This window comes from Mangrovicoccus ximenensis, from assembly GCF_003056725.1.
Classification (GTDB): Bacteria; Pseudomonadota; Alphaproteobacteria; order Rhodobacterales; family Rhodobacteraceae; genus Mangrovicoccus; species Mangrovicoccus ximenensis.
This window is the reverse complement of record NZ_QBKZ01000004.1, coordinates 457,124-479,285: the sequence shown is the minus strand read 5'-3', so window position 1 is coordinate 479,285 and position 22,162 is coordinate 457,124. Positions and strand designations below refer to the sequence as shown.

General features: G+C 68.4%; 19 protein-coding genes and 2 pseudogenes. 8 read left to right on the top strand and 13 right to left on the bottom strand.

The genetic code is table 11. From position 1 onward, the window contains the following. Window positions 1-2: 2 nt before the first annotated feature. From C7T91_RS11510 to C7T91_RS37870, 9 genes are all read right to left on the bottom strand, one after another. On the bottom strand, window positions 3-659 hold the full coding sequence (locus C7T91_RS11510) for an HK97 family phage prohead protease (RefSeq protein WP_108259337.1): 657 nt from the start codon (window positions 657-659) through the stop codon (window positions 3-5). Beyond that, window positions 659-1,879 (bottom strand): phage portal protein, encoded by a 1,221-nt coding sequence (locus C7T91_RS11505; protein WP_108259336.1) that lies wholly within the window; start codon window positions 1,877-1,879, stop codon window positions 659-661. The genes C7T91_RS11510 and C7T91_RS11505 overlap by 1 nt, the downstream gene beginning before the upstream one ends. Then, window positions 1,876-3,582: a terminase large subunit gene (locus C7T91_RS11500; RefSeq protein ID WP_108259335.1), complete on the bottom strand. Its 1,707-nt coding sequence runs from the start codon at window positions 3,580-3,582 to the stop codon at window positions 1,876-1,878. The genes C7T91_RS11505 and C7T91_RS11500 overlap by 4 nt, the downstream gene beginning before the upstream one ends. Further along, window positions 3,582-4,073 (bottom strand): hypothetical protein, encoded by a 492-nt coding sequence (locus tag C7T91_RS11495; protein ID WP_145962855.1) that lies wholly within the window; start codon window positions 4,071-4,073, stop codon window positions 3,582-3,584. Before C7T91_RS11495 ends, C7T91_RS11500 begins: the two co-directional genes overlap by 1 nt. A 123-nt stretch (window positions 4,074-4,196) precedes the next feature. After that, a complete protein-coding gene (locus tag C7T91_RS11490; RefSeq protein ID WP_108259333.1) occupies window positions 4,197-4,568 on the bottom strand; it encodes an HNH endonuclease in 372 nt (123 codons plus the stop codon). 143 nt (window positions 4,569-4,711) lie between these two features. Next, complete coding sequence (locus C7T91_RS11485) at window positions 4,712-5,218, bottom strand: hypothetical protein (RefSeq protein ID WP_108259332.1); 507 nt, start codon at window positions 5,216-5,218, stop codon at window positions 4,712-4,714. Window positions 5,219-5,257: 39 nt separating this feature from the next. After that, complete coding sequence (locus C7T91_RS11480; protein WP_108259331.1) at window positions 5,258-5,929, bottom strand: GntR family transcriptional regulator; 672 nt, start codon at window positions 5,927-5,929, stop codon at window positions 5,258-5,260. A gap of 3 nt (window positions 5,930-5,932) precedes the next feature. After that, entirely contained in the window at window positions 5,933-6,712 is a 780-nt protein-coding gene (locus C7T91_RS11475; RefSeq protein ID WP_108259330.1) for an ABC transporter permease, read from the bottom strand. Window position 6,713: 1 nt separating this feature from the next. Beyond that, a complete protein-coding gene (locus C7T91_RS37870; protein ID WP_108259329.1) occupies window positions 6,714-7,553 on the bottom strand; it encodes an ABC transporter permease in 840 nt (279 codons plus the stop codon). Here C7T91_RS37870 and C7T91_RS38465 point away from each other — a divergent pair. The 4 genes from C7T91_RS38465 (at window position 7,552) to C7T91_RS11450 (ending at window position 14,035) form a co-directional block, all read left to right on the top strand. Then, window positions 7,552-9,120 (top strand): HlyD family efflux transporter periplasmic adaptor subunit, encoded by a 1,569-nt coding sequence (locus C7T91_RS38465; protein WP_108259328.1) that lies wholly within the window; start codon window positions 7,552-7,554, stop codon window positions 9,118-9,120. The genes C7T91_RS37870 and C7T91_RS38465 overlap by 2 nt on opposite strands. A gap of 2 nt (window positions 9,121-9,122) precedes the next feature. Beyond that, on the top strand, window positions 9,123-10,067 hold the full coding sequence (locus C7T91_RS11460; protein WP_161555856.1) for a response regulator: 945 nt from the start codon (window positions 9,123-9,125) through the stop codon (window positions 10,065-10,067). After that, window positions 10,064-13,177, top strand: coding sequence for a hybrid sensor histidine kinase/response regulator (locus tag C7T91_RS11455; RefSeq protein WP_145962854.1), 3,114 nt, complete (start codon window positions 10,064-10,066; stop codon window positions 13,175-13,177). Before C7T91_RS11460 ends, C7T91_RS11455 begins: the two co-directional genes overlap by 4 nt. A 447-nt stretch (window positions 13,178-13,624) precedes the next feature. Next, window positions 13,625-14,035 carry a hypothetical protein gene (locus C7T91_RS11450; RefSeq protein WP_145962853.1) on the top strand — a complete coding sequence of 137 codons (411 nt, stop codon included), beginning with the start codon at window positions 13,625-13,627 and terminating at the stop codon, window positions 14,033-14,035. Between the two features lie 106 nt (window positions 14,036-14,141). Here the strand turns inward: C7T91_RS11450 and C7T91_RS11445 are convergent, their stop codons facing one another. Next, window positions 14,142-14,339 carry a hypothetical protein gene (locus C7T91_RS11445; RefSeq protein ID WP_108259324.1) on the bottom strand — a complete coding sequence of 66 codons (198 nt, stop codon included), beginning with the start codon at window positions 14,337-14,339 and terminating at the stop codon, window positions 14,142-14,144. 31 nt (window positions 14,340-14,370) lie between these two features. Here C7T91_RS11445 and C7T91_RS11440 point away from each other — a divergent pair, with 31 nt between their 5' ends. Continuing rightward, window positions 14,371-14,730, top strand: coding sequence for an ATP-binding cassette domain-containing protein (locus tag C7T91_RS11440; RefSeq protein WP_108259410.1), 360 nt, complete (start codon window positions 14,371-14,373; stop codon window positions 14,728-14,730). 964 nt (window positions 14,731-15,694) lie between these two features. Further along, window positions 15,695-16,273: pseudogene (locus C7T91_RS38460) on the top strand (multiheme c-type cytochrome); the annotation flags it as partial. Between the two features lie 665 nt (window positions 16,274-16,938). On the opposite strand, the gene bcp reads toward C7T91_RS38460, so the two are convergent. The 3 genes from bcp to C7T91_RS11420 form a co-directional block, all read right to left on the bottom strand. After that, window positions 16,939-17,412 (bottom strand): thioredoxin-dependent thiol peroxidase, encoded by a 474-nt coding sequence (bcp, locus tag C7T91_RS11430; RefSeq protein WP_108259323.1) that lies wholly within the window; start codon window positions 17,410-17,412, stop codon window positions 16,939-16,941. 86 nt (window positions 17,413-17,498) lie between these two features. Beyond that, window positions 17,499-18,161, bottom strand: a complete 663-nt coding sequence (locus C7T91_RS32480) for an ABC transporter permease family protein (RefSeq protein WP_161555855.1) — start codon at window positions 18,159-18,161, stop codon at window positions 17,499-17,501. Next, a complete protein-coding gene (locus C7T91_RS11420; RefSeq protein ID WP_108259322.1) occupies window positions 18,158-19,669 on the bottom strand; it encodes an ABC transporter substrate-binding protein in 1,512 nt (503 codons plus the stop codon). The genes C7T91_RS32480 and C7T91_RS11420 overlap by 4 nt, the downstream gene beginning before the upstream one ends. 741 nt (window positions 19,670-20,410) lie before the next feature. On the opposite strand from C7T91_RS11420, the gene C7T91_RS11415 reads away from it, so the two are divergent. Together C7T91_RS11415 and C7T91_RS39395 are read left to right on the top strand one after the other, a co-directional pair. Next, the gene (locus C7T91_RS11415) at window positions 20,411-21,844 is read left to right on the top strand and encodes an NAD-dependent succinate-semialdehyde dehydrogenase (RefSeq protein WP_108259321.1); all 1,434 of its coding nucleotides are present in this window, start codon (window positions 20,411-20,413) and stop codon (window positions 21,842-21,844) included. A gap of 219 nt (window positions 21,845-22,063) precedes the next feature. Further along, window positions 22,064-22,135 (top strand): annotated as a pseudogene (locus tag C7T91_RS39395) (hypothetical protein); the annotation flags it as partial. Between the last annotated feature and the right edge of the window lie 27 nt (window positions 22,136-22,162).

The following is a 22,162-nucleotide window of genomic DNA, read 5'->3' as shown; positions in this document are numbered from 1 at the left end:
CCTCAGCCCGCCATCGCCGCCCAGAAGGCCGCTTCGTCATCCGCCCCGCCGGCAGGGTCCCCCTGCCCTTTCAGGTGAACGCGGGCGGCGCGCTCAGCCTGCGAATTCGACAGCCCCAAGCTCCCCTTGAGCAGCCGTTCGAATTCCCGCTCGGTTAGCCGTTCCCCGGCCCTGAGCTTTTCAAGTTCCGCCTCCGCGCCTTCGGCCTTCACCGCGGTGAGCCGTGCCAGCCGGTTCATCGGGAAGGTCACCGGCGACACCTCCCAGAGGTCGACCTCCTCGAGCTGGCGCACGCCGCCATCGTTTCCGGCCTTCACGGTCCGGTAGCCGACCGAGAGACCGCCGAGCGCGCCTGCCTTCATCAGCGCATGCGCTTCGCGTGCCTGCCCGACATCGAGGATCAGCTGCCCTGCCGCCTTGAGGCCGCGGTCATCTTCCTGCAGCTCCGTCCAGACGCCGATCGGCCGGTCGGGATCGTGCTGCCAGAGCATCGGGATGCTGCGCCCCTCGGCGGCGGCCTTGGCCAGCCCCGCCCGGAACGCCCCGGGCACGAGCCTGTCGCCGCCGCCATCGACATTGCCGAAGACCGCGGCATAGCCCTCGACCGTGCCGTCCTCGCCGAGCGCCTTGATCTCGAAGCGGAATGCCTTGGTATCCATCACTGCAGCCCTTCTGTTTCGCTGATCGGTACGTTCTGCGCCTGCATGCGCGGCTGGTCTCCGCCCGGCACCGGCGGCAGCCCCTCAAGGCGGCGCACGTCGTTGATCGTCATGGCACCGATCTGCGTCATGGTCTGATACCAGGAGGCCCGGCTGGCGGTGTCGCCCCGCAGCAGCCCCTCCATGTTGATCCTCATCGACAGGCCGCGGGCCCGGTCGGCCGCCGACAGCAGCTGCTTGCTGACGGCCTGCTCGATCCGCTTGATCCGGCGGCGCAGGTAGAATTTCTGGAACATGATCACCTGCTGCTCGACCGAGGTCGGCCAGGCGGTCGCCGCCCCGGCATGGCCGATCAGCACCGGCGGCACCTGGAAGAAGCGGCAGATTTCCTCGATCGAGAACTGCCGGGTCTCCAGCATCTGCGCATCCTTCGGGTTGATGGTCAGCGACTTCACCTCGGTGCCGCCCTCGGTGAAAAACGGCCGCCCGGCATTCATCGCGCCCATGTACTTTTCGGCGAGGCGCGCATCGGTGATCGCGCGCTGTTCCGGCGTCATCCACTCCTTGAAGGCGATGACCACCGAGGACAGCAGGCCGTTCGCGAACATGCCCGAGGCCGCCTGCTCCGCCGCCAAGGCCGCCGAGAAGGTATTGACGCCGAAGGTCAGCGTGGACATGCCGCCGAGCGCGCTGCCGCCCGGGCCGCGGATGTGCAGGACGTCGCGCGATCCCCGCTCCCAGGCGCGGCCCTCGTCGGTCCAGCGGTAGAGGATCTCGCGCCCGTCCGGTGCGCGCTGCACCGACATCGCGTCCGGCTGCACCGGATAGAGCGCGATGATCCGGCCGGCATCGTTGCGGGCGATCCGGGCATAGGCATTGCCCCAGAGCTCGATCGACAGGTTCATGAAGTCCCAGAAGTCGACCGGCGTCTGGTCGTAATTCGGGCTGTCGTTGATCACCGCGTGGAGCGGATGGTTCTCCTCGACCCGGCTGCTGTCGCCGGTCCTGCGGCGCAGCTCGTGCGGCAGCGAGGAATTCACGCCGCTGATCAGGTTCGAACAGGCCCAGACCGCCGAAAGCCCCATCGAGCTGCGGGCCGTCACCACCGGCCCGGCCAGCCCCGCGCCGCCGACCGGCTGCGGGCGGCCGCCGGAAAGCGTCCAGGCCATGCTCTTGCGGTGCAGCCCGACCACCGAGAGCGCCCTGTCGATCACGGTCATGCGGCCCCCAGTGCGGCGAAGTAGCTGTCGCGGTTGGCGCCGGTGCGGACCGGCTCGGGATTGCGGCTCATCACGGTCACCGCGTCGAAGAGCGCCATCACCGGGTCGATCTTGGCATCGCCCGCGGTCTGCTTGCTGGCGCGGATCGCCGTCGCGGTCGGCTCGATCTTCAGGTTTCCGACGCACCAGGCCATCAGCGCGCTGCCGTCATGCATCAGCGTGCCGTTCACCAGCCGCCGCTCCGCCGTCTTGATCGCGTTCATCATCGCGTATCCCTGTCCGACGCCGATCAGCGTTCCCGCCTCTTGCGTCACGTCGATCCCGGCCATGGCATCGACCAGCTCGCCGAGCCCCGCCGGGTCGACCGCCACAGCCGCCAGCAGGCCGCGGTCGCGCACCACGCCGGTGATCTCCACGATTTCCGAGAGGTCCTCGAGCTTGTCGTCCACGAAGGTCAGGCTGCCCTCGGCCTCGAATTCACGCAGCTTGGGCGCGATGCTCTGGCGCCGCTCGAGCACGCCGGAATGCGCCCAGGCATGGCACCAGGAGAGCCAGCAGCGCGTCCCGGCCTCACGGCCCAGCACGGACAGCCCGAAGAGGTCGTCGAGCCCGCCGCCGTCGATGCCGATCACGACGGCCTCCGACCTGTCGAGCAGCGTCTCGAACGTCAGCGCAGCATCGCCTTTCGCCGCCCAGAACTCCGCCCCCGGCCAGCGGTTGGCGCGCAGGTTCAGCCCGATCTCGACATTGAGGTGCTTGGCCAGGAAAACGTTGCGGGTCTGTGGCCCCTTGGCGATCTCCTTGCCCATCTCGCGCACCAGCCAGTCGGCCATCACCGACCGGCCGATATTGGGGTTGGTGACGCGGAAATTTTCCGGCTCCATGAAGGCCTTGCTGTCGACCATCGCCTTCGGGAACTCGTAGATCACCGCCAGGAACTGCGGATCCGCGATGCGGCCGTCGCGCACGTCGCGGGCATAGTCGAGCTTGTCCTTGAACACCCCGGCCGGCGGCTCGTCGCTCTGGGTCGACAGGTAGATCACGAAGCCCTCGGGCCGCGAGACCATGCCCCCGGTCGCCTCGCGCAGCATCGAATCCGCCCGCGCCTGCTTGCCGAAAAGCCAGAGCTCGTCGACCAGCACGAAGGCCGCCTTCTTGCCGCCCACCGTCTTGTCGTCGGCGCTGACCACCTTCAGCGTCGCCGAGGTGACGCGGTGCTTGATCAGCCGCTGGTGGTCGACGACATGCAGAAGCCCGGTCTCGGGATCGCCCAGGTCCGGATCCTCCGAGACCATGTCGGCGGCGGGCTTGAAGCAGTTGTTCGCCGCCTCGATCGTCGGCGCCAGGATCAGCAGCTCGGCCGAGTGCCGCCAGTTGCGGATCAGCGCCGTGACCATGATCCCGGCGGCGATTGTCGACTTCGAATTCTTCTTGCTGATCAGCAGGAAGAACTCGGTGATCAGCCGCTTGGCCCGCTCCGGGTCATAGGCGCCGAAGATCGCGGCTACGAAATCGAAGACCCAGGGCTCGCAGGCCTCGCCGAAGGTCGGCTTGCCCGGAACGTCGACGATCCGCAGCCCCTTGAAGACCTCGAGCGCGGCCGCGGCCTCCTCCGGGTAGAGCGGGGCGAAAGGCACCAACGGCTCGCCCGCGACCACCCGGCTTTCCCAGTCCGGGCAAGCTGTCGACCAGTCGAGTGCCATCAGCCGTCCCGGTTGCTCACGACCAGCTTCGGCTGGGCGGGCGGCGCGTATTTTCCGCCCGAGGCGGCATGCGCCTCGGCCGCGATCTGGCGCGCCGCCTTCTTGCCGATCCTGCCGCCCGCGACCGGGCGCTCGGGCACGGCCGCGCCCTGCATGCCCGGTTCCAGCGCGTCGATCAGCCGGAGCATCTCCTTCTGCGCCGCGACATTGCCCTCGGCCGCCGCCTGGTCGAGCAGGATCATCATCCGCGCACGCTGCTCGACCAGCACGCGCCCGGCCGCCTCCTTGATGGAGCGCCTGGAAAAATAATGCTTCCGAACGGTCGGGGCCGAGATGCCGATCTCTTCGCCGATCTGCTTCGCATCCATCCCGGCAAGCACCAAGAGCCTGACTTTGTTATAACTTTCCTTGGTCACGACATGGCCGTTGCGGCCGGCCGCCCCGAAGTTCTCCGGGATCGGATCACCGAGGAGGTCAAATTCACGAGGCAAGAAAAAAATCCCCCGATGAGAGAACACGCCGGTCTAGGCCACGGGCGCCCCTGAACTTTTTACACCCCCCCTGGCCTCCGGCGGCGGTGCCGCAGGACCGGACATGCGCGACGGCCTGCGCAGTCATCGCGCGGCACGCTCCTCGCGCTGCTTGTCGCTGTTGTGGCAGCGGGCGCAGAGGCACTGGAGGTTCGACCGGTCGTAGAACAGCGCCTCGTCGCCGCGATGCGCAACAATGTGGTCGGCGTGCATGTCTGAGCCCTTCGGATGCCTGGAGATGCTGCTGCAGCGGACGCAGGTGAAGTTAGCCGCCTTCAGGACCGACATGCGCAGGTGCTGCCATCGCGCCTTGCAGTAGAGGTGATGCCACTTGCCCTGCGGCTCGTGGCGGCGATCCCGCTTGCCGGTCATCTCCCGCCGGTCGCCATGCACGCCGAGGCCAAGGCGCGGCGGCAGGGCCGACAGCCTGGGCGGCAACGCCTTCAGGCGGCCCATGGCTGGTCCGGTGTGGTGGGTATGACGGTCATGTCTGGATCGTGCAAACGCAAAACGCCCGCGCAGGTGGTGCCTGCCGGGCGCATTTCTCGATGATGCAGAAGTGATGGCGCCGATCCGTCCTAAGGTCAATCCCCTTTCGCTCAGCAGGCCCTCAGCCGCTCCAGGACGGCAGCCAACGCGCCGCGGAGCGTCGCTGCATTCTTGCCGGTATCGGCCCAGCCATGCGCCTGCAGCACGCCAAGGATGGACGCTCCGCCGAGGCACACCATCTCAGCCAGCTTGCCGTCGGAGATGGACCGCTTGGTGCCGCGGTCAGATGGCCGGACCCGGCGCACCTTCATGCCGATGCCGTCGCCGATAGCGCGGTTCATCCGGCGCAGCGTCTCGCTGCGCTGCAGATGCACGTCCATGAAGTCCCGCGTCGCCTCGCCGCCGCCCATGCCGCCCTGCATGAAGGACCCTGAGCACTTCATGCCGCCCGCTTCCACCGCCTCGGCCAGCGCCGCATAGCGCCGTCCGGCTGCGCGCTGCGCCTCGGTCAGCCCCCTGATCCGGTCCAGCACATCCTCGGCCCGCAGCGCCGCGCGCCCGCGATAGCCGGTCGTCTCGTAGACGGTGCCGCCCTTGCCGTCACCGCGGACCGTCACCGAAACCGGTCCGGCAGCGCGCGGGCGGAGCTGTCCTGCTCAGTCCGCGCCACGCTCCAGGACCGCGCGGGTGGTTTCCCAGGCGCGGCGTATCAGCTCGACCGTGACCGCCTCGGCGCGCGCCGCATCGCCCGCGCGGACCGCATCGACCAGAAGCTGGTTCTCGGCGCTCATCCGGCCGAGGATGGCCTCGTCAGAGCGGTAGGCGCGGAACCGGTAGCGCAGCGCCTGCCGGTCGATCTGCGCCAGGAGCCGCATCAAGAGCGCGTTGCCGCAAGCCGAATGCAGGAGTCCGGTGAGCCGGACATTCGCCTCGAAGGCCGCGCGGTGATCGGGCGCCTGCGCCATCAGCGCGACCTCGGCCTGCAGCGCATCGGCGATCGTGCCGCGCTCGGGCCGCCGCGCCACAAGCCCCGCGGCGGTCGATTCCAGCGGCAGGCGGCATTGCGTCAGCTCGTCGAGCCCGGCCACCGACATCTCCGTCACCCGCGCGCCAAGCCGGGGGCGGCGTTCTACAAGTCCGGTGCCCTCGAGGATCTGAAGCGCCTCGCGCAAGGGCGAGCGGGACACGCCGAACTGCGCGCAGATGGCTTCCTCGCGCAGCTTTTCGCCCGGCGCGAATTCCTCGCGGATGATCGCCGCCTCGAGCTGCTCGGCGATCTGCGCGCCAATCGAACGCAGCGGCAGCGCCGCGATCCTCCCCCCGGTCACGGCTCAGCCCTTGCGGCCGAAGAGCCGGTCCGCCGCCACGACGGCAACGAGGGTGAAGAGGATCGAGACGGTGGACACCGCCGCCGCCTCGGGCGTGAAGTTGAAGCGCAGGTAGTCATAGAGCTGGATCGGCAGCGGCGCGGAGCCGGTTCCCTTGAGGATGAAGGAGATCCCGAAGGTATCGAAGCTGATGATGAAGGCAAAGACCCCACCTGTCGCAAGGCCCGGCGCCGCCAGCGGCAAGGTGATGCGGCGGAAGGCTTTCATCCGCGACGCCCCGAGCGAGCGGGCGGCCAGTTCGCAGGCCTCGTCGCTCCCCTGCAGCGAGGTGGTGACATTGAGGAAGACGAAGGGCAGCGTCATCAGCACATGGCCGGTGAAGAGCGCGATCTTGTGCTCGAGCCCGACGCCGATCTCGTAGAAGAAGAAGAGCAGCGCGATGGCCGTCAGGATCTCCGGCAGGATCAGCGGCAGCAGCAGCAGGACGCGCACCGTCTCGGCCTCCCTGCCGGCATGGCGCACGTAGTAGAGCGCCGCCATGGTGCCGATCACCAGCGACACCGCCGTGGCCAGCGCCGCCAGAACCGCCGAATAGACGATCGCGTCGATGAAGACGTCGTTCTGCAGGAAGGTGACGAACCAGCGCAGGCTCAGCCCCTGCGGCGGGAAGGTCAGGAAGTTCCCGGCATTGAAGGACGCGAGCACCACCACCGCGATCGGCGCCAGCAGGAAGATGTAGACGAGCACGCGGAAGATCGCGAGCAGGGCTTCGGCGAGACGCATGTTATTTCCACTTCATCCGCGTGAGCAGGGCAAAGGCGACGACCACCAGCCCGGCGGAGACCGCCAGGACGAAGGCCATGGCCGACCCGAAGGGCCAGAGGAACTGGTCGGTCAGCGCATCGACGACGAGGATCGTGGTGGTCTTGACCCGCATGCCGCCGATCAGCGCCGGCGTCACATAGGAGGAGATCGCCAGAACGAAGACGAGGATGCAGCCCGACTGCACGCCCGGCATCGACACCGGGAAGGTCACGCGGCGGAACACGGTCAGGCGCGAGGCGCCGAGCGAGCGCGCAGCCTGGCCGATCGCCGGATCGATGCCCTGCAGCGCGGCCAGCAGCGGCAGCACCATGAAGGGCAGGAAGACATGCGCCAGCGCCAGCACGACGCCGAAATCGTTGTACATCAGCTTCAGCGGCCGGGCGATGATCCCCAGATCCTTCAGCGTCTTGTTGATGACGCCGGTATTGCCCAGAAGGATCGTCCAGCCGTAGCTGCGGATCACGATGCCGACGAGGAGCGGCGACAGCACGATGCCGTAGAGGATGCCGCGCCAGCGCCGCGAGGCGGTCGCGATATGCAGCGCCAGCGGATAGCCGAGCACCAGGCAGAGCGCCGTCGTGATCACGCCGAGCCAGATCGTGTGCGGCAGCGCCGAGAGATAGTAGTCCTCGGCGAAGAACTGGGCATAGGCCTCGAGCCCGAAGCCGGGATCATAGGGTTTGCCGTCGCTGCCCGGCATGCGCAGGCTCATCACCAGCACGTTGATGTAAGGCAGCATCACGAAGAAGAAGATCAGCCCGGCCGCGGGGGCGAGCAGGAGAAGCGGACGGCGGCTCATGCGGCGCCGCCCCGCGCCACCGGCCAGAGCCGCGCCGGATCGAGGCGCAGGCCGCGTTCCGCGCCGCATCGAGCGCCTGCGCGATGTCTTCGAGCTCCTGTCCGGCGACCTGGCCGAAGCGCTCGCCGAGGGTCCGGATCGCGTCGCGCTGCGCCGCCAGCACGCCGTTGCGCGCGACCTGGACCTGCCAGTCCTCCAGCGCCTTGTTGACCGCATCGACCTGCGGCCCCGCGTCGCCGAGCAGGTCCGAGACGCGCCCGGGATCATAGGACAGCTGGGTCATCGACCGCACGGTGACGCGCAGCGCTTCGAGATCGGCCACGAGCGCGGCAGTCGCGGCGGTGGTGTTGAACTGGACCTTGTTCGACACGCCGCCGCCGAGGCTGACCAGCCACTGGCGGCGGGTATCGGGATTGGCGCAGCTGATGTCGGCTTCCGACGGCTTGCCCTCGACGCAGCCGATCAGGACCTGCAGCGGGCTCTCGAACTGGTCCATCGTCGAGTTTTCGATATGCTGCCGGTCGAGATAGGCGAAGGGCAGGATGCTGCCTCCGATCGACAGGATCATGAACAGGTAGCTCAGGCGCAGCGGCAGCAGCAGCTTCTTGAAATTCTGGTGCTGCACCTTGGTGCAGTCCGAGGCCCGGTCGCCGCCGCCCTCGCCCTCCGGTGCCGACCCGGCCAGTCCGTCGAGCGGGTTCGTGAAGGCATAGATGAACAGGAAGACCACGCCGAGAATGGCCAGCAGCGACAGCAGGCTGAGGAGCCCGTGGCGGAACCCGGCCGCACCGGCGCTCCAGTCGAGGAAGACCTCCGGCAGGCCGGCCAGGAACAGCACGAAGACGATCGCGAACAGGACCGGCAGGTGATGCCTGTCCCACCAGGGCGGCTCTGCCGGCTCCGGGCAGTCCGTCCCGGACCCGCCCTGCGGCCTGTCCTGCTTGCCGGGTTCCGTCTCAGCCATCGTCAGGTTTCCTTTTCGCAGCCAGGGCCCGTCCGGCAGGCGGCCGGGCGGGGATTGCAGTTCCGGAGGCCGCGTCCCCGTCCCGGACTGCTGCCGGAGACGCGGTCCGGGCGGTTGCATCCCGGGACTTCGCCGCGGGGTGTTCCGGCGCGCGTGCTGGCGCCGGTCGATGGCATGGTCAAGCTGCCCGAGCGGCTCGCGCCCGGCGATTTCGTCGCCCCGGGCCAGCCTGTCGCGCATATCGTGCCGGCCGGCGAACGGCTGGTTGCCCGGGTGCGGATCCCCGCCGCCGATGTCAGCCGCGTCTCGCCGGGGCTGCATGCCGAAATCCGGGTCGGCGCGCTCGATTTCACCCGCTTCGGCAAGGTGCCGGGCGAAGTTGCCTCGGTCTCGCCCGGCGCGCTGATCTCGGAGCAGGGCCAGGTCTATTACGCGGCCGAGATCGCGCTGCAGCGGCAATCCCTGAGCGACGGCCAGACGGAACAGCCGCTTCTGCCGGGAATGCAGGTGGATGCCGAGATAGTTAACGGTTCCCGCACCATTCTCGAATACCTGTTCAAGCCGATGAAGCTGGCGCTAGAGGACGCGTTCCGGGAAAAATGACGATGACCGACGCGATAGATGTGCAGGACGCAGCCTCGCCGGGCCAGGCGGGCGAGGTCACGGTCATGGCGGTCGATGACGACCCGACGGCCCGGCTGATGATGAAGAGCCTGGTCGCGAGGCTGGGCTACCGGCCGCTCGAAGCCTCCGACGGGGCCGAGGCGCTGCGCCTGCTGGCGGCGCATCCCGAAACCCGCGTCGTTCTGCTGGACCGCGACATGCCGGGGCTGGACGGAATCCGGACCGTCGCGGAGATGAAGAAGACCGCGCCCTTCTCGCGCATTCCGGTCGTCATGGTCACCGGCGCCAACACACCCGAAGAGGTCCGCGAAGGGATCGAGGCCGGGGTGTTCTACTATCTCGAGAAGCCGCCCGATCCGCGGCTCCTGGCCTCTGTCCTGGCCTCGGCGCTGCGCCAGTCGCAGCAGGCGGCCGCGCTGCAGAGCGCACGGGTCAGCACGATCGGCTTCGACCTGACCGACGCCGTCCGGTTCCGGTTCCGCACGCCGCAGGAAGCACTGGATCTGGCGGGCTTCGTCGCAAACTACTTCCCCGATCCCGAACGGACGCTGGACGGCATCGCGGCCCTCCTCGGCAACGCGGTGGAACACGGGCTGTGCCGGATCGGCTACGAAGCCAAGGGGGTGCTGCTGTCGCAGGGCACCCTTTCGGCGGAAATCGAGCGGCGGCTCGCGGCGCTGCCGCGCGACCAGCATGCCACGGCCGCGGTGATGCGCCGGTCCGGCGGCGTACTGCTGGCCGTGACCGATCCGGGACCGGGGTTCAACTGGCGGGACTTCATGCAGATCGACATGTCCCGCTCGGCCGCATCGCATGGCCGCGGCATCCTGCGGGCCAAGGCGATGTCCTTCGATGACGTGAGATACAACGAAAGCGGCAACCAGGTTGCCGCGATCGCCAGAAGCCGGGAGGAATTCGAGTGGTGAGTGCAGCGATCGAAGCGGCCGGGACGGCCGCACCCCGCAAGGGCCGGACAAGATCCTCCGGCGGTCCGGTCATCCTGATGGCGGGGCTGGTCCTGATCGCCTGCATCGCCGCGGATTTTTCCTTCCTGCGCACCAGCTACGCGGAACGGCTGGCCCAGGACCGCAGCTACCTTTCGGAAATGCTCGGCTCCCGCTTCGCCAAGGAGCTTGAGCAGTTCCAGGCGCAGCTGAGGGCGCTGGAAGGGCTCTACATGGCGTCGCGCGAAATCGACGCCGGAGAGCTGTTCACCTTCACCGAATTCGCGGTGAAATCCGAGCCCGGCGCCGACTCGGTGCACCGCTACGGATGGATCCCGGACGGTCCGCGCCGCCAGGTATTGGCCGTCGACGGCACCATCGGCGGCAGCGTTGTCGACAAGGACATGCTCGGGGCACGGGTCACGGCCAGCCTCGACGATCAGAAGGGCTCCGGCGCGGACACGCTCCGGGCGATCCCCGGCGGCGTCCTGGCGGCCCGCAACGCGGATCCGGCGCTTGTCACCCTGCTGCACCCGGTCGGGCTCGACACGCGCTACAGCACCACCGGGGCAAAGGGCGTCCTGTTCCTGACTTTCGGCACGGCGCAGTTCATCGAGAATCTCGGGCTTCCCGCTTCGGTGAAGGACCCGTCCCTGGCGATCTCCCCGCCGCCCCTCCCCCTGCCGGCAGAGCCCGGTCCCGGGGGGAACGTTCAGCCCCGCATGATGCGGGTCAGCGCCGAGATCGGGGCGGAAAGCCTGGCACTCGACTACTGGCTGGAGCCGGTCAGCTTCCGCGCGCATTTCCTCGAGCGGGAACTCGGCGCACAGCTCTACGTGCTCGGCGGCTTCCTGTTCCTGAGCCTGACCATGTTCCTGAATTTCCGGCAGATCAGGCTCGGCCAGGCCGCTGCCGCCCGCGCCGCCGAAGCCGCCGGAGCGGCAGAGCAGTCGAACTACCAGAAGACCCGGTTCCTCGCGACGATGAGCCATGAGATGCGCACGCCGCTGAACGGGATCATCGGCATGTCGGATCTGCTGCGCAATTCCGGCCTGAACGAGGAGCAGGCAAAATACGCCCAGACGCTCAGTTCCTCGGCCGAGGGCCTCCTGGCCCTGATCAACCAGATCCTGGATTTCTCGAAGATCGAAGCGCAGAACATCGAGCTCGACCCCCAGGAAGCCAATCTCGGAGACATCGTCACCGAAGTTGCCAATGCGGCGAATGTCCTGGCGGCGGACAAGGGGGTGGAACTGGTGCTGTCGCTGCCGATGCAGGCCTGCATCCCGGTCATGGTCGACGGGTTCAAGCTGCGCCAGGTGCTCACCAATCTCGTGTCCAACGCGGTGAAGTTCACCTCCGAAGGCTCCGTCACGATCGGCGTCGTGCTCAAGAAGCGGCTGCCCGACGGGGAATCCGTGTTCGAATTCAGCGTCGCAGATACCGGCATCGGCATCGAGCAGGACCGTCTCGACGCCATTTTCGAACCGTTCCAGCAAGCCGACATCTCGACGACGCGCAATTTCGGCGGCACCGGCCTCGGGCTGTCGATCACGCGGGAAATCGTCTCGGCGATGGGCAGCCGGGTGGCAGCGGAAAGCACGCCGGGCCGGGGCTCGCGCTTCTCCTTCGAGCTGACGCTGAAAGGCGACAATTTCAACCGGCCGCAACGCCGCAAATCCTGCTTCCTCGGCATCCACAACATCCTGCTCTACGCTCCCGAAAGCCCGCAGCGCGATGCCGCCGTAACCGCAATCGAAACGGCCGGCGCAGAGGTCCGGCTCGCAGAGGATCTCGCCTCCGCGGAAGAGATGCTGCATCAGGCCCTGGAGATCGGCGATCCGATCGATCTCATCCTGGTTCCGGACGCCGCGCATGCCGGGGAATTGCAGCGGTTCCGCGAGCACCCCGGAGACGGGGCGCCGACAAGGATCGGCATCCTGCGGTCCTCGCGCCTCACGGGCCGCGCGGTCACGCCCAAGGAGCGGGACATGGCCGATTTCCTGATCCAGTTTCCCCATACGGCCGTCACCGTCGTCGACCGCGTGTATCACGCGCTGAGCCGCCGCGCCGACATGAGCGACCGGCGCCGCCCCCCGAAAGAGGACCGACCGGTCCGGTTCGACGGGCTTCGGGTGCTTCTCGTCGATGATGACCAAGTGAACCAGATCTACGGACGCGCCGCCCTGGAGGGGCTCGGATGCGACGTCACCTCGGCCTGGAACGGCCAGGAGGCGCTCAGCGCGATTGCAGCGGATCCGAAGCTGGAAATTGTCTTTCTCGACTGCCAGATGCCGGTGATGGACGGTCTCGAAGCCGCCGAAAAGCTGCGCTATCAGATGGAGAACCGGATCATCCCGGAAATCCCGGTCCTGGCGCTGACGGCAAATGCCCAGGCTTCGGACCGGCAGGCCTGCCTGAAAGCCGGCATGGATGATTTCATGACCAAGCCGGTACGCCGGGAGGACCTCGTCAGGGCCATTCAGAATTGGCTGCCCGACTGGCGGGGCAAGGACCTTGAACCTGCGGCAGACACGGCCCCGTCCGCCGAACCAGTGCCCGAACGTGCTGCAGAGCGGACCACCCCGGCAGACGTCCCGCCGAACCTGCCCGCGGAACCAGTGCATTTGGACGCCGCCGGCAATGCCGCCGAACCGCAGGACATCGTGGAGGTGCCCGGCCCGGCGGACGCGGCTCGCACAGGCGTTCCGGATGCACCGCCCGGTGCCGATGCCGGGACAACCGTTTCCCGCAAGTCAGTTGCCTTCGACCGAAAGATATTGATGGAGACGAAAGGCCTGCTCGGGGATGGCTTCGGCGATTTCCTGCGGTCCTTCATTTCCTCGACGCAGGCCTCGATCCAATCTCTCGGGACCGATATCCGCGCCAAGGAATTCGACATCGCCCGCCGGACATCCCATAATCTGAAAAGCTCGTGCAAGATGGTCGGTGCAATGCAGATGGCCGACGTCATGAGGGACCTGGAGGAAGAGTTGAAGAAGGTCGCCCCCTCGATGAACCGGGTCGGCGGCTTGCTCTCCGAGGCGCGTGCGGCCTACAAATCCTACCTTGTCTCGCTCCGGCAAAACTAGTGAGCTGAACCGCATCGCGACGAGGATCGGCCCTTCAGCCGCGGTCACGGTCGATATCCCCTGCGATGCCATCGGCATTGTTGCAGAACTCGTCGACTTCCGGGCTTCACGGCGTGAATCCGGTGGGTTCAGAGCCTGCCATGAGCAAGCCAGCCCCCGCCCGCCACCGCACGACCAACTGGAAATCCTATGGTAAGCCATTGATGCGCCATCGGTTCGAGCACCGCTGGCGACGGCGTGCAATGGCTCATTCCTTCATCACGCGAGCCGCGGTGCAGCGCGACAGGCAAACCTTCCCTTTCGGGCCGGCGCCGGATTTTCCGCACGCCGCAGACGCGCCGGTTCTTCTCGGAGACCCGCCGGATCTCAATGCGCAGGGCATCGTCCTGACGCACAGGATCCCGCCGCCGGGACGGGGCGGCGCGTTTGTCGGGGTGGACGCAACAGGTGGACGGGGCGGCCCGCATTCGCCGCAGGACCCGGACCGATGGCGCCGAGACGGCCGAACTCGTGCTGCCGGCGGGCATCGATGAAGGCGATCATCGTTTCAGGGGCAGCGCCGCCATCGCAAAGGTGATGCACCCTGCCACCGCTCCGAGCGGCGGACCGGTGGCGATCCTCTTCACCTTGGCGCAGTCCGCGGTTCCCGCGCTCCGGCAGCTTCAGCCGGCCCGCGACATCGGCAGGAATGCCCGACCGCCTGCCGACTTCCTCGCTCCCCGGTACAGCGCGTGCGACGGACAGCCGATCCTGGCGGAGTTCCACATGGCGGCAGCCGGCACCGCCCTGTTTCTCCGGCGCCAAGCTGACGGCGCAATCCCGGTTCGGCGGGGATATGCCCCCCGGATCAAATCCTGATCCGCCCCACTCAGGCAAAACTGGTTCATGGTCCCGCACATCTTGGCGCCGTTCTGCCCGCGAGTCGATGCCGCCGGCAGACCCGCAGAGGATCGGAACCGGACCGTCAGAGGTCGTCGAAAAGCCCCGGAACCAGTTCTTCCCAGAAAGCCGCCATCGCCCGCGCGTTCAGCGCCGAGGCCCAGCCGAGCCGTTCGAAATCGCCGCGCTCCAGCGGGTCCGACAGCCGCGACAGGAAGAGCCGCCGGTCGGCATCGCGCTGGGTCGGCGTGCGCGCCGCCACCGCCTCGCGGATCCGCTCCATCCGGTACCTGCACCAGGCGCCGCTGGCGTCGATGAACCCGCGCTGGCGGACCGGCCGCATCCTCGCCGAGGGCGGCGCCGCCGATCCCGGAACGATGCGCGATTTCGGCGTGGCGCCGGACTGGCTCGAGCGCTATCCGCACGAACTTTCCGGCGGCCAGCTGCAGCGGATCTCGATCCTGCGCGCGTTGGCGGTGCGCCCGCGCTACCTGATCGCCGACGAGATCACCGCGCCGCTCGACGCCGTGTCGCAAGCGCAGATCTGGCAGCTGCTGCGGCGGCGGGCGGCAGGGGATGGCATCGGCATCCTCGCGATCAGCCATGACGCCGCGCTGCTCGGCCATGTCTGCTGCTTGGGAACGCTGCGGCTGCAAGGTCCGGTCCCGGCCTGATCTTGCCCCGGATCCCGGACGGGCCGTTGCGCAATGCCCCTGTGCCATGCCCTGCCGATGCGGAGATGGTCTTCTTGCGGGCTTCGGTGCCGTCACCCGGCTGCCTCGGCGGCTGCAGCAGTCTCGCGAAGCGGGTTTCCCTCTCGGCCGGAATGCCGGTTGCCGGGCGTCGGCCGTCCGGGAGGAGAATGCCCTCCCTGCGGCGGGGCGCCGCCCTGTTTCCAGCCTCGGCAGGACTGTCGCCCGTCATGATGTGCGACGACACGAAGGACTGGCCGCACCCCGCTCCACGTGCCCTGGGAAGGCGCGGGGAAATCTGCCCGGGGCTCTGCGCCCCGCGCCCGGATCCGGGTCGCCGCTGTCGGCCGGAGGTCCCGAACATGCGGCCGGAGGGCCGGGTTTCGCGCCAGCTTCGAAGCTTCCGGGCGTTGGACGGCCTAGCTGGCGGAGCGTGCTCCCGCGGAAGCCGGTACCTCCTGCACGCAATCAGGCAATCTCCCCGCGCTCTTCGACGCAGAAATGCCGACGTGATGGCCGCGCAAGGACAGCCCACGGAACCCAGGATCGGAGAGTTCGGCAAACCCAGGTGCTCTGGGGAGGGCTGCACGAATACTTCTGTCGGTCAGTGGTTTCATTCCGAAGTCCTCCGGTCTTGGGGCGTTCTTGGGGCGCAATTGCAGTTTTCGATGTGGAAGCCTGTGTGGGCTGGTGCGTCCAGACGAGACATGCGGAAGACGGCAGGCAATCCCATAAGTAAATGTTAAGGATTGGATAATCCGCCATGGAGTGGCTGGGCGCTGGCAGGCCTGCGCCAGCGGCAACTCTTGCCAAAACCACATTGGGAACGTAGCCCGCGTTCATGGCGGGGCAGGGCATTTTCCCGCAGACCGGGACAATTCCGTCCATGGCGGCGCGGCGGTTTCCCTGACACTCTGGCCGGGACCGCCCCGAACCGGAAGCCGCCATGATCCGCCTCGCCTGCCTGCTGCTCTTCCTCTCCTGCCTGCCGCTTGCCGCGCAGCAGCCGGGTCATGCCGGGTCGGAGAGCTGCACCGGCTGCCATGAGGCCGAGGCCGCTGCCTGGGCCGGATCGCACCATGCCGCCGCCTGGACCTGGCCCGCACCGGAAAACATCCGCGCCGATTTCGACGGCACCTCCTTCGCGCTCGGCGATATGCAGGTCGCGTTCCGCATCGCCGCCGACGGATCGCGCCATGCCGTCGTCACCGAGCGCGACGGCAGCGTCACCGACTACCCGGTCCATTCCGTCGTTGGCATCGAGCCGCTGCAGCAATACCTGTTCGAGACCGCACCGGGGCGGCTGCAGAGCTTCGACGTGGTCTGGGACACCGAGGCCGGGCGCTGGTTCCATCTCTATCCGGAGCTGAACCCGCCGCCTTCGGACGCGATGCATTGGAGCGGCCCCTACAAGAGCTGGAACGGCCGCTGCGCGGTCTGCCATGCCACCGGCTACGAGGCGGAGTACGATCCCGATACCCGCAGCTATGCCTCGGTCCAGGCCGAGATCGGCGTCGGATGCGAAACCTGCCATGGCCCCGGCGCCGCGCATCTGGCCTGGGCGGAGACGCCGGACGCGCCGCCGCCCGCGCAGCACGGGCTGGCCGAGCTGTCGGATCCGGCCGGGTTCCTCGACACCTGCGGCGGCTGCCATTCCCGGCGCGAGGCCTTCACCGATGCCTCCGTGCCCGCGGGCACGCCCTATCACGACGCCTATAATCTGTCGCTGCTGCGCCCCGGGCTCTACTGGCCGGACGGGCAGATCCGCGACGAGGTCTATGTGACGGGCAGCTTCCTGCAGTCGAAGATGAACGCCCGGGGCGTCACCTGCGCCAATTGCCACGACCCGCATTCCGGGCGGCGCATCGCCGAGGGCAACGCGCTCTGCACCCAGTGCCACAGCCCGGCGGGCAACCCGGGCTTTCCGACGCTGCCGCTGCGGGTCTTCGACGGGCCGGAGCACACGCATCACCCCGACGGAAGCGCCGGTGCGCAATGCACCGCCTGCCACATGCCGCAGACGGTCTACATGGGCAACGATCCGCGCGCCGACCACGCCTTCCGCGTTCCGCGCCCCGATCTGGCGGCCGCGACCGGCGCGCCGGATGCCTGCACCTCCTGCCACGAAGGCCGCGGCGGCGACCTGCCCGGCAGGCGTGTCCCAGCGCTCGGGCAGCGCGACCGGCGGGGTCACAGCGCCTTTGCCGCCTCGAGCACCGCCTCGGCATGGCCGGGCACCTTCACCTTGCGCCAGACCTGCGCGACCTTGCCGTCCGCGCCGATCAGGAAGGTGGACCGCTCGATCCCCATGTATTTCTTGCCGTACATGGATTTCTCGACCCAGGTGCCATAGGCCTCGCAGACCGCGCCGTCCTCGTCCGACAGGAGCTGCACGCCGAGCTCGTGCTTGGCGCGGAACTTGGCATGCTTGGCGACCGTGTCCTTCGAGATGCCCATGACCTTGACGCCGACTGCCTCGAACTCGGGCATCAGCCCGGTGAAGGCGATGGCTTCCTTGGTGCAGCCGCTGGTATCGTCCTTCGGATAGAAGTACAGGACCACCGGCGCGGGGGCCTGTGCCGAGAGGGTGACATCGTCGCCGCCATCCTGCGGCAGGGTGAAATCCGGCGCGTTGTCGCCCGTTTGCGGTCCGGTCTCTGGCATTGTCTGTCCTCGCAACTGATAATCGTCCCAAGTTCTAGGTGAATCGAGGCAGAATCCAACCCCATGCATCCGCGCCAGCACCAGCATCAGAGCGGCACGGCCCGCAAGCGGCGCCTCCACCGCAAGCTCCTGAAGACGGCGGGCCGGATCGTGCAGACCGGGGTGATCATCGGCACGGCGCTGGTAGCGGGGGCGGCGGTTCTGGCGATGGTGACGCAGACCCGGCCGCTGCCGGTGGGGTCCTTCGTTTCGGATGTCGCGGGCGAGCGGCTGCAGAACCGGCTGGCGGGCCAGGGGCTCGCCGCGGTGATCGACCAGTTCGACCTGTCGCTGCGCCCCGGCCTGGTGCCGGTGGTCGAGGCGCGCGGCATGAGCCCGGCGAGAATGCCCAGCGGCGGGCCGATCAGCAGCGCCAGCGCCATCGCCGCCAGCGCCAGCCCGGCGGAGGCGCCGAGCTGGTGGACGATCTCGTCGATCACCGGGCGGCCAGAGACCAGAGAGGTGCCGAAATCCAGCCGCATGAGGTCGCCCAGCCATTGCAGAAGTCCCGGCAGCCAGGGCCCGCCGAGTCCCAGCTCGGCCCGGACCGCCTCGGCGGCGGCGGCATCGACATGGTCATAGCCATAGCGCCCGGCAGCGATCCGCCAGGCGGCATCGCCGGGCAGGCTGCGCATCATCGCGAAGGTGGCCGCGCCGATCAGCAGCGCGACCATCGCCGCCTGCAGGAGGCGCGTGAAAATCCCGCTCATTCGGCGATCCTCAGGTCCTGCAGGCCGAAGCTGCGCTCCCAGGGATCGACGGCGGCGCCTTCGACATCCTTGCCCACGGCCAGGGTCTGGCGGTACCAGGCGATCGGGATCACCGGCAGCTCCTCCTGCAGGATCGCCGCCATGCGGGCCCGCTCCGCCGCGCCGCCCTCGCCGCGCGCCATCTCGGCGGCAAGCTCCGCCATCTCGGCGTTCTCCCAGTTCATCGCGCCCCAGTCGCCCGACGGCGCGAAATCCGACAGAACGGTGCCGATCGGGTCGGGGATCAGCCCGAAATTCCGCGCCACCAGCCCCAGTTCCAGCGAACCGTCCTGATGGCCCGCCGGGATCGCCGAGGAATTGGTGGCGGCGATCTCCAGCTCGATGCCGACGGCGCGGAACTGCTGCTGCAGCACGGCGGCGGTCAGCGGCAGCTCGGGCCGGTCGGGATAGGTGGTGACGGTCAGCGCGAAGCGCTCGCCGCCGCGCACGAGGATGCCGTCGCGGCCCGGCTCCCAGCCGAGCCCGGCGAAGATGGCGCGCGCCTCTTCCGGGTCGTAGTGCAGGGGCTCCAGCGCATCGTCATGCCAGGCCGCGACGCCCGGCGCGAAAAGCTGGTCCGCGCCTTCCGGATAGCGCAGAACCGCGCGGGCCAGCCCTTCGCGGTCGATCGCCAGGCTGAGACCGCGGCGTGCCTCGGGCGAGTTCAGGGACGGATGCGCGGCATTGACCTTGAGAAGCAGCGTGCGCGGGATGGCGACGGAATGGACGGTGACCGCGTCCGAGCGGCCGAGCCGCGCCACCGAGGCCGGGTCGAGCCCGAAAACCATGTCCGCGTCGCCCGACTGCGCCATCAGCGCCCGGGTCTCGACCCGCGACACCCCGGCATAGGCAACCTTGCGCAGCGCCGGCTGCGGCCCCCAGTAGCCGTCGAAGGCCTCGGCCTCGAGCGAGAGCGGCGGCACCAGCGCGGTGATCCGGTAGGGGCCGGTGCCGATCACCGCCACGGCCGTCCCGTCCGCGTCATAGGAGGCGGGGGCGAGGATCTGGGCGCGGAACTCGGCCAGATAGGCCGGCAGCGCGGCGAAGGGCTCGGTCAGCGAGATGGCGACCGTGGCGGTGTCTTCGGCGCCGATGGCCGAGACCGGCAGGCGGGATTGCGGACCGGGCTTGGCCAGCGCGATCTCCAGCGCATGGACGACCGCCGCCGCGGTCATCGGCGTGCCGTCATGGAAGCGCACGCCGGTCCGCAGCGCGAAACGCCAGCGGAGCCCGTCCTCCGAGACCTCCCAGCCGGTGGCGAGGCCCGGACGCAGCGTGCCGTCGCGACCGGCATCGACCAGCGTCTCGGCCACGCCCATGCGGGTGAAGATGAAGCCGGACGTGGCGGGCTCGGGTCCCTTGATTTCGAAATTCGCGGCGACGGTGAACACGTCATCCGCGGCCTGGGCAGGGGCAAGGCCCGTCCCGGCCAGCAGGGCGGCAAGCACAAAGGCAAGAGGGCGTTTCATCAGGTCAGGTCCTTGGAGCGGCAGTCTCGGAAAGGTGGCGCAGGGCCCATGTCCGGCTGCGTTTCGGCGGCGCGGCAGCCGCGGATTTCTTCTGTGATTTTCCTGCCATATCGGCACACCTCCAGATCCCTCCTGGCCTGGCCGGAGGGAATTTCATCGAACAAATGCGGATTGTTAGCTGCATGGCTGACTGCTATACCGCCGAGGGCGGCGTATAGTATAACATTACATCCGACAACCCCCGAAACATGGCTGGGCGTGGGGTGCCGCACCCGATTGCGCGGGACACTGCTGCGGTCCGGCGGCGCAGCGCGCGCAGATGCGCGTTGCCGGGACGGCTGCTGCTCCGCGATGCCGGCCCATTTCGGAGCTGCTGCTGCGGGAGACGGGCCATGTCCGCAGCCATGAGCGTGCGGCTGCTTCCTCGGGGAAACGCGTTCCGGGAAAGCGGACGCGACTTGCTCCGGCACCACCGGCTAAGACCCTGCACGGAAGGGCATTGCGGCTGTCCCCGGCGCCGTCCCGGCGGGCGGCTGCCCGCGCTTGCCCGATTTCCCGGCGCCGTGCATGCAAGGCAAAGTTTTCCTGCGGAAACTTTGCGCATTGCCGGGCTTCCGGGCAGGCCGGTCCGGCCGCAGCTTTGCAATCCCGCGGCACTGGGGCAGGGACCGGGCAGCCCGCCCCATTGGCGCAACCGCCAGAGCCGCCGGGGCCATGACATGTAACGAGGACACCCAGGCCATGACCTACCCAGATACAGAACTTTTCATCGACGGCAGCTGGTGCGCGCCGGCCCGGCCCGCATGGATCGACGTGACCGATCCCGCCACCGGACAGCCGATCGGCCGCGTGGCCCATGCCCGTCCGGCCGATCTGGACCGGGCGGTTGCCGCCGCTGCCAAGGGCTTTGACATCTGGTCCCGTACCGGGGTGTTCGACCGCTACAAGATGATGCGCCGCGCCGCCGACATCCTGCGCAGCCGGGTCGGGGCGCTGGCCCCGGTGATGACCGCCGAACAGGGCAAGCCGCTGGCCGAGGCCCGTGCGGAACTTGCCGCTGCCGCGGACATCATCGACTGGTTCGCCGAAGAGGCCCGCCGCAGCTACGGCCAGGTGATTCCGGCCCGTTCCCCCGGCATCACCCAGATGACGGTGAAGCAGCCGGTTGGCGTGGTCGCGGCCTTCACGCCCTGGAACTTCCCGGTCAACCAGGTGGTGCGCAAGCTCTCGGCAGCGCTGGCAGCGGGCTGTTCGATCATCGTCAAGGGCCCCGAGGAAACTCCGGCCACGCCGGCCGCGCTGATTGCAGCCTTCGACGAGGCCGGACTGCCCGCCGGCATCGCGAACCTGGTCTATGGCGACCCGGCCGAGATCTCGGCCTATCTGATCCCGCATCCGGTGGTGAAGAAAATTTCCTTCACCGGCTCGACGCCCGTGGGCAAGATGCTGGCAGGCTTGGCCGGGCAGCACATGAAGAAAGCAACGATGGAGCTGGGCGGCCATGCGCCGGTGCTGGTCTTCGACGACGCCGATCTCGGCCGCGCCATTCCGGTCATGGCCGGGCACAAGTTCCGCAATGCGGGCCAGGTCTGCGTCTCGCCGACCCGTTTCCTGGTTCAGGAGGGCGTTTATGACCGCTTTCTCGACGGCTTCGCCCGCGCCGCCGCGGCGGTGAAGGTCGGCCCCGGCAGCGATCCGGACAGCACGATGGGGCCGCTCGCCAACGACCGCCGGATCCCGGCGCTCGAAGCGCTCATCGAGGATGCGCTGGAAAGCGGCGGGCGGCTCGTCACGGGCGGCAAGCGGATCGGCAATGCCGGCAATTTCTTCGAGCCGACGGTGCTGGCCGGCGTGCCCGGGACGGCGCGGATCATGAACGAGGAACCGTTCGGCCCGGTTGCGGTCATCAACCGTTTCGAGACCGAGGATGCCGCGATCGCCGAGGCCAACCGGCTGCCTTTCGGGCTGGCCGCCTATGGCTGGACCGGCTCCGCCGAACGGGCCCACCGCCTCGGCCACGAGGTGCAGTCCGGCATGATGACGATCAACCATCTGGGCATTGGCCTGCCCGAGGTGCCCTTCGGCGGCATCAACGACTCGGGCATCGGCACCGAAGGCGGGTCCGAGGCGATCGACGCCTATCTCAACACGCGTTTCGTGACCATGGCCGTCTGACCCCCTCCTCCTGCCGCCGGAAACGGCAGGAGGGCCTGACTTGGCGGGTGCCGGTTCACCGTCCGCAGGTTCTCCGGGTCGGGCATCCCCCCCGCTGCAGGCGGCACGTCAAAAATGATGTCATAACTATGACTATCGAGTGGCAGTCCTGTAGGCGGGTACATTCCATCCTGGCTTGCGACATCGCCACTATTCTTCGTGAAAACAGGAGATTGCCCGATGGCGCATGTCGGGCTCGACCTCTGGGAACGGCGGATCATCCAGAAGCTTTCCGACCAGGGCGTGCGCGTGGCCGAGATCGCGCTGCTGGTCGGCCGT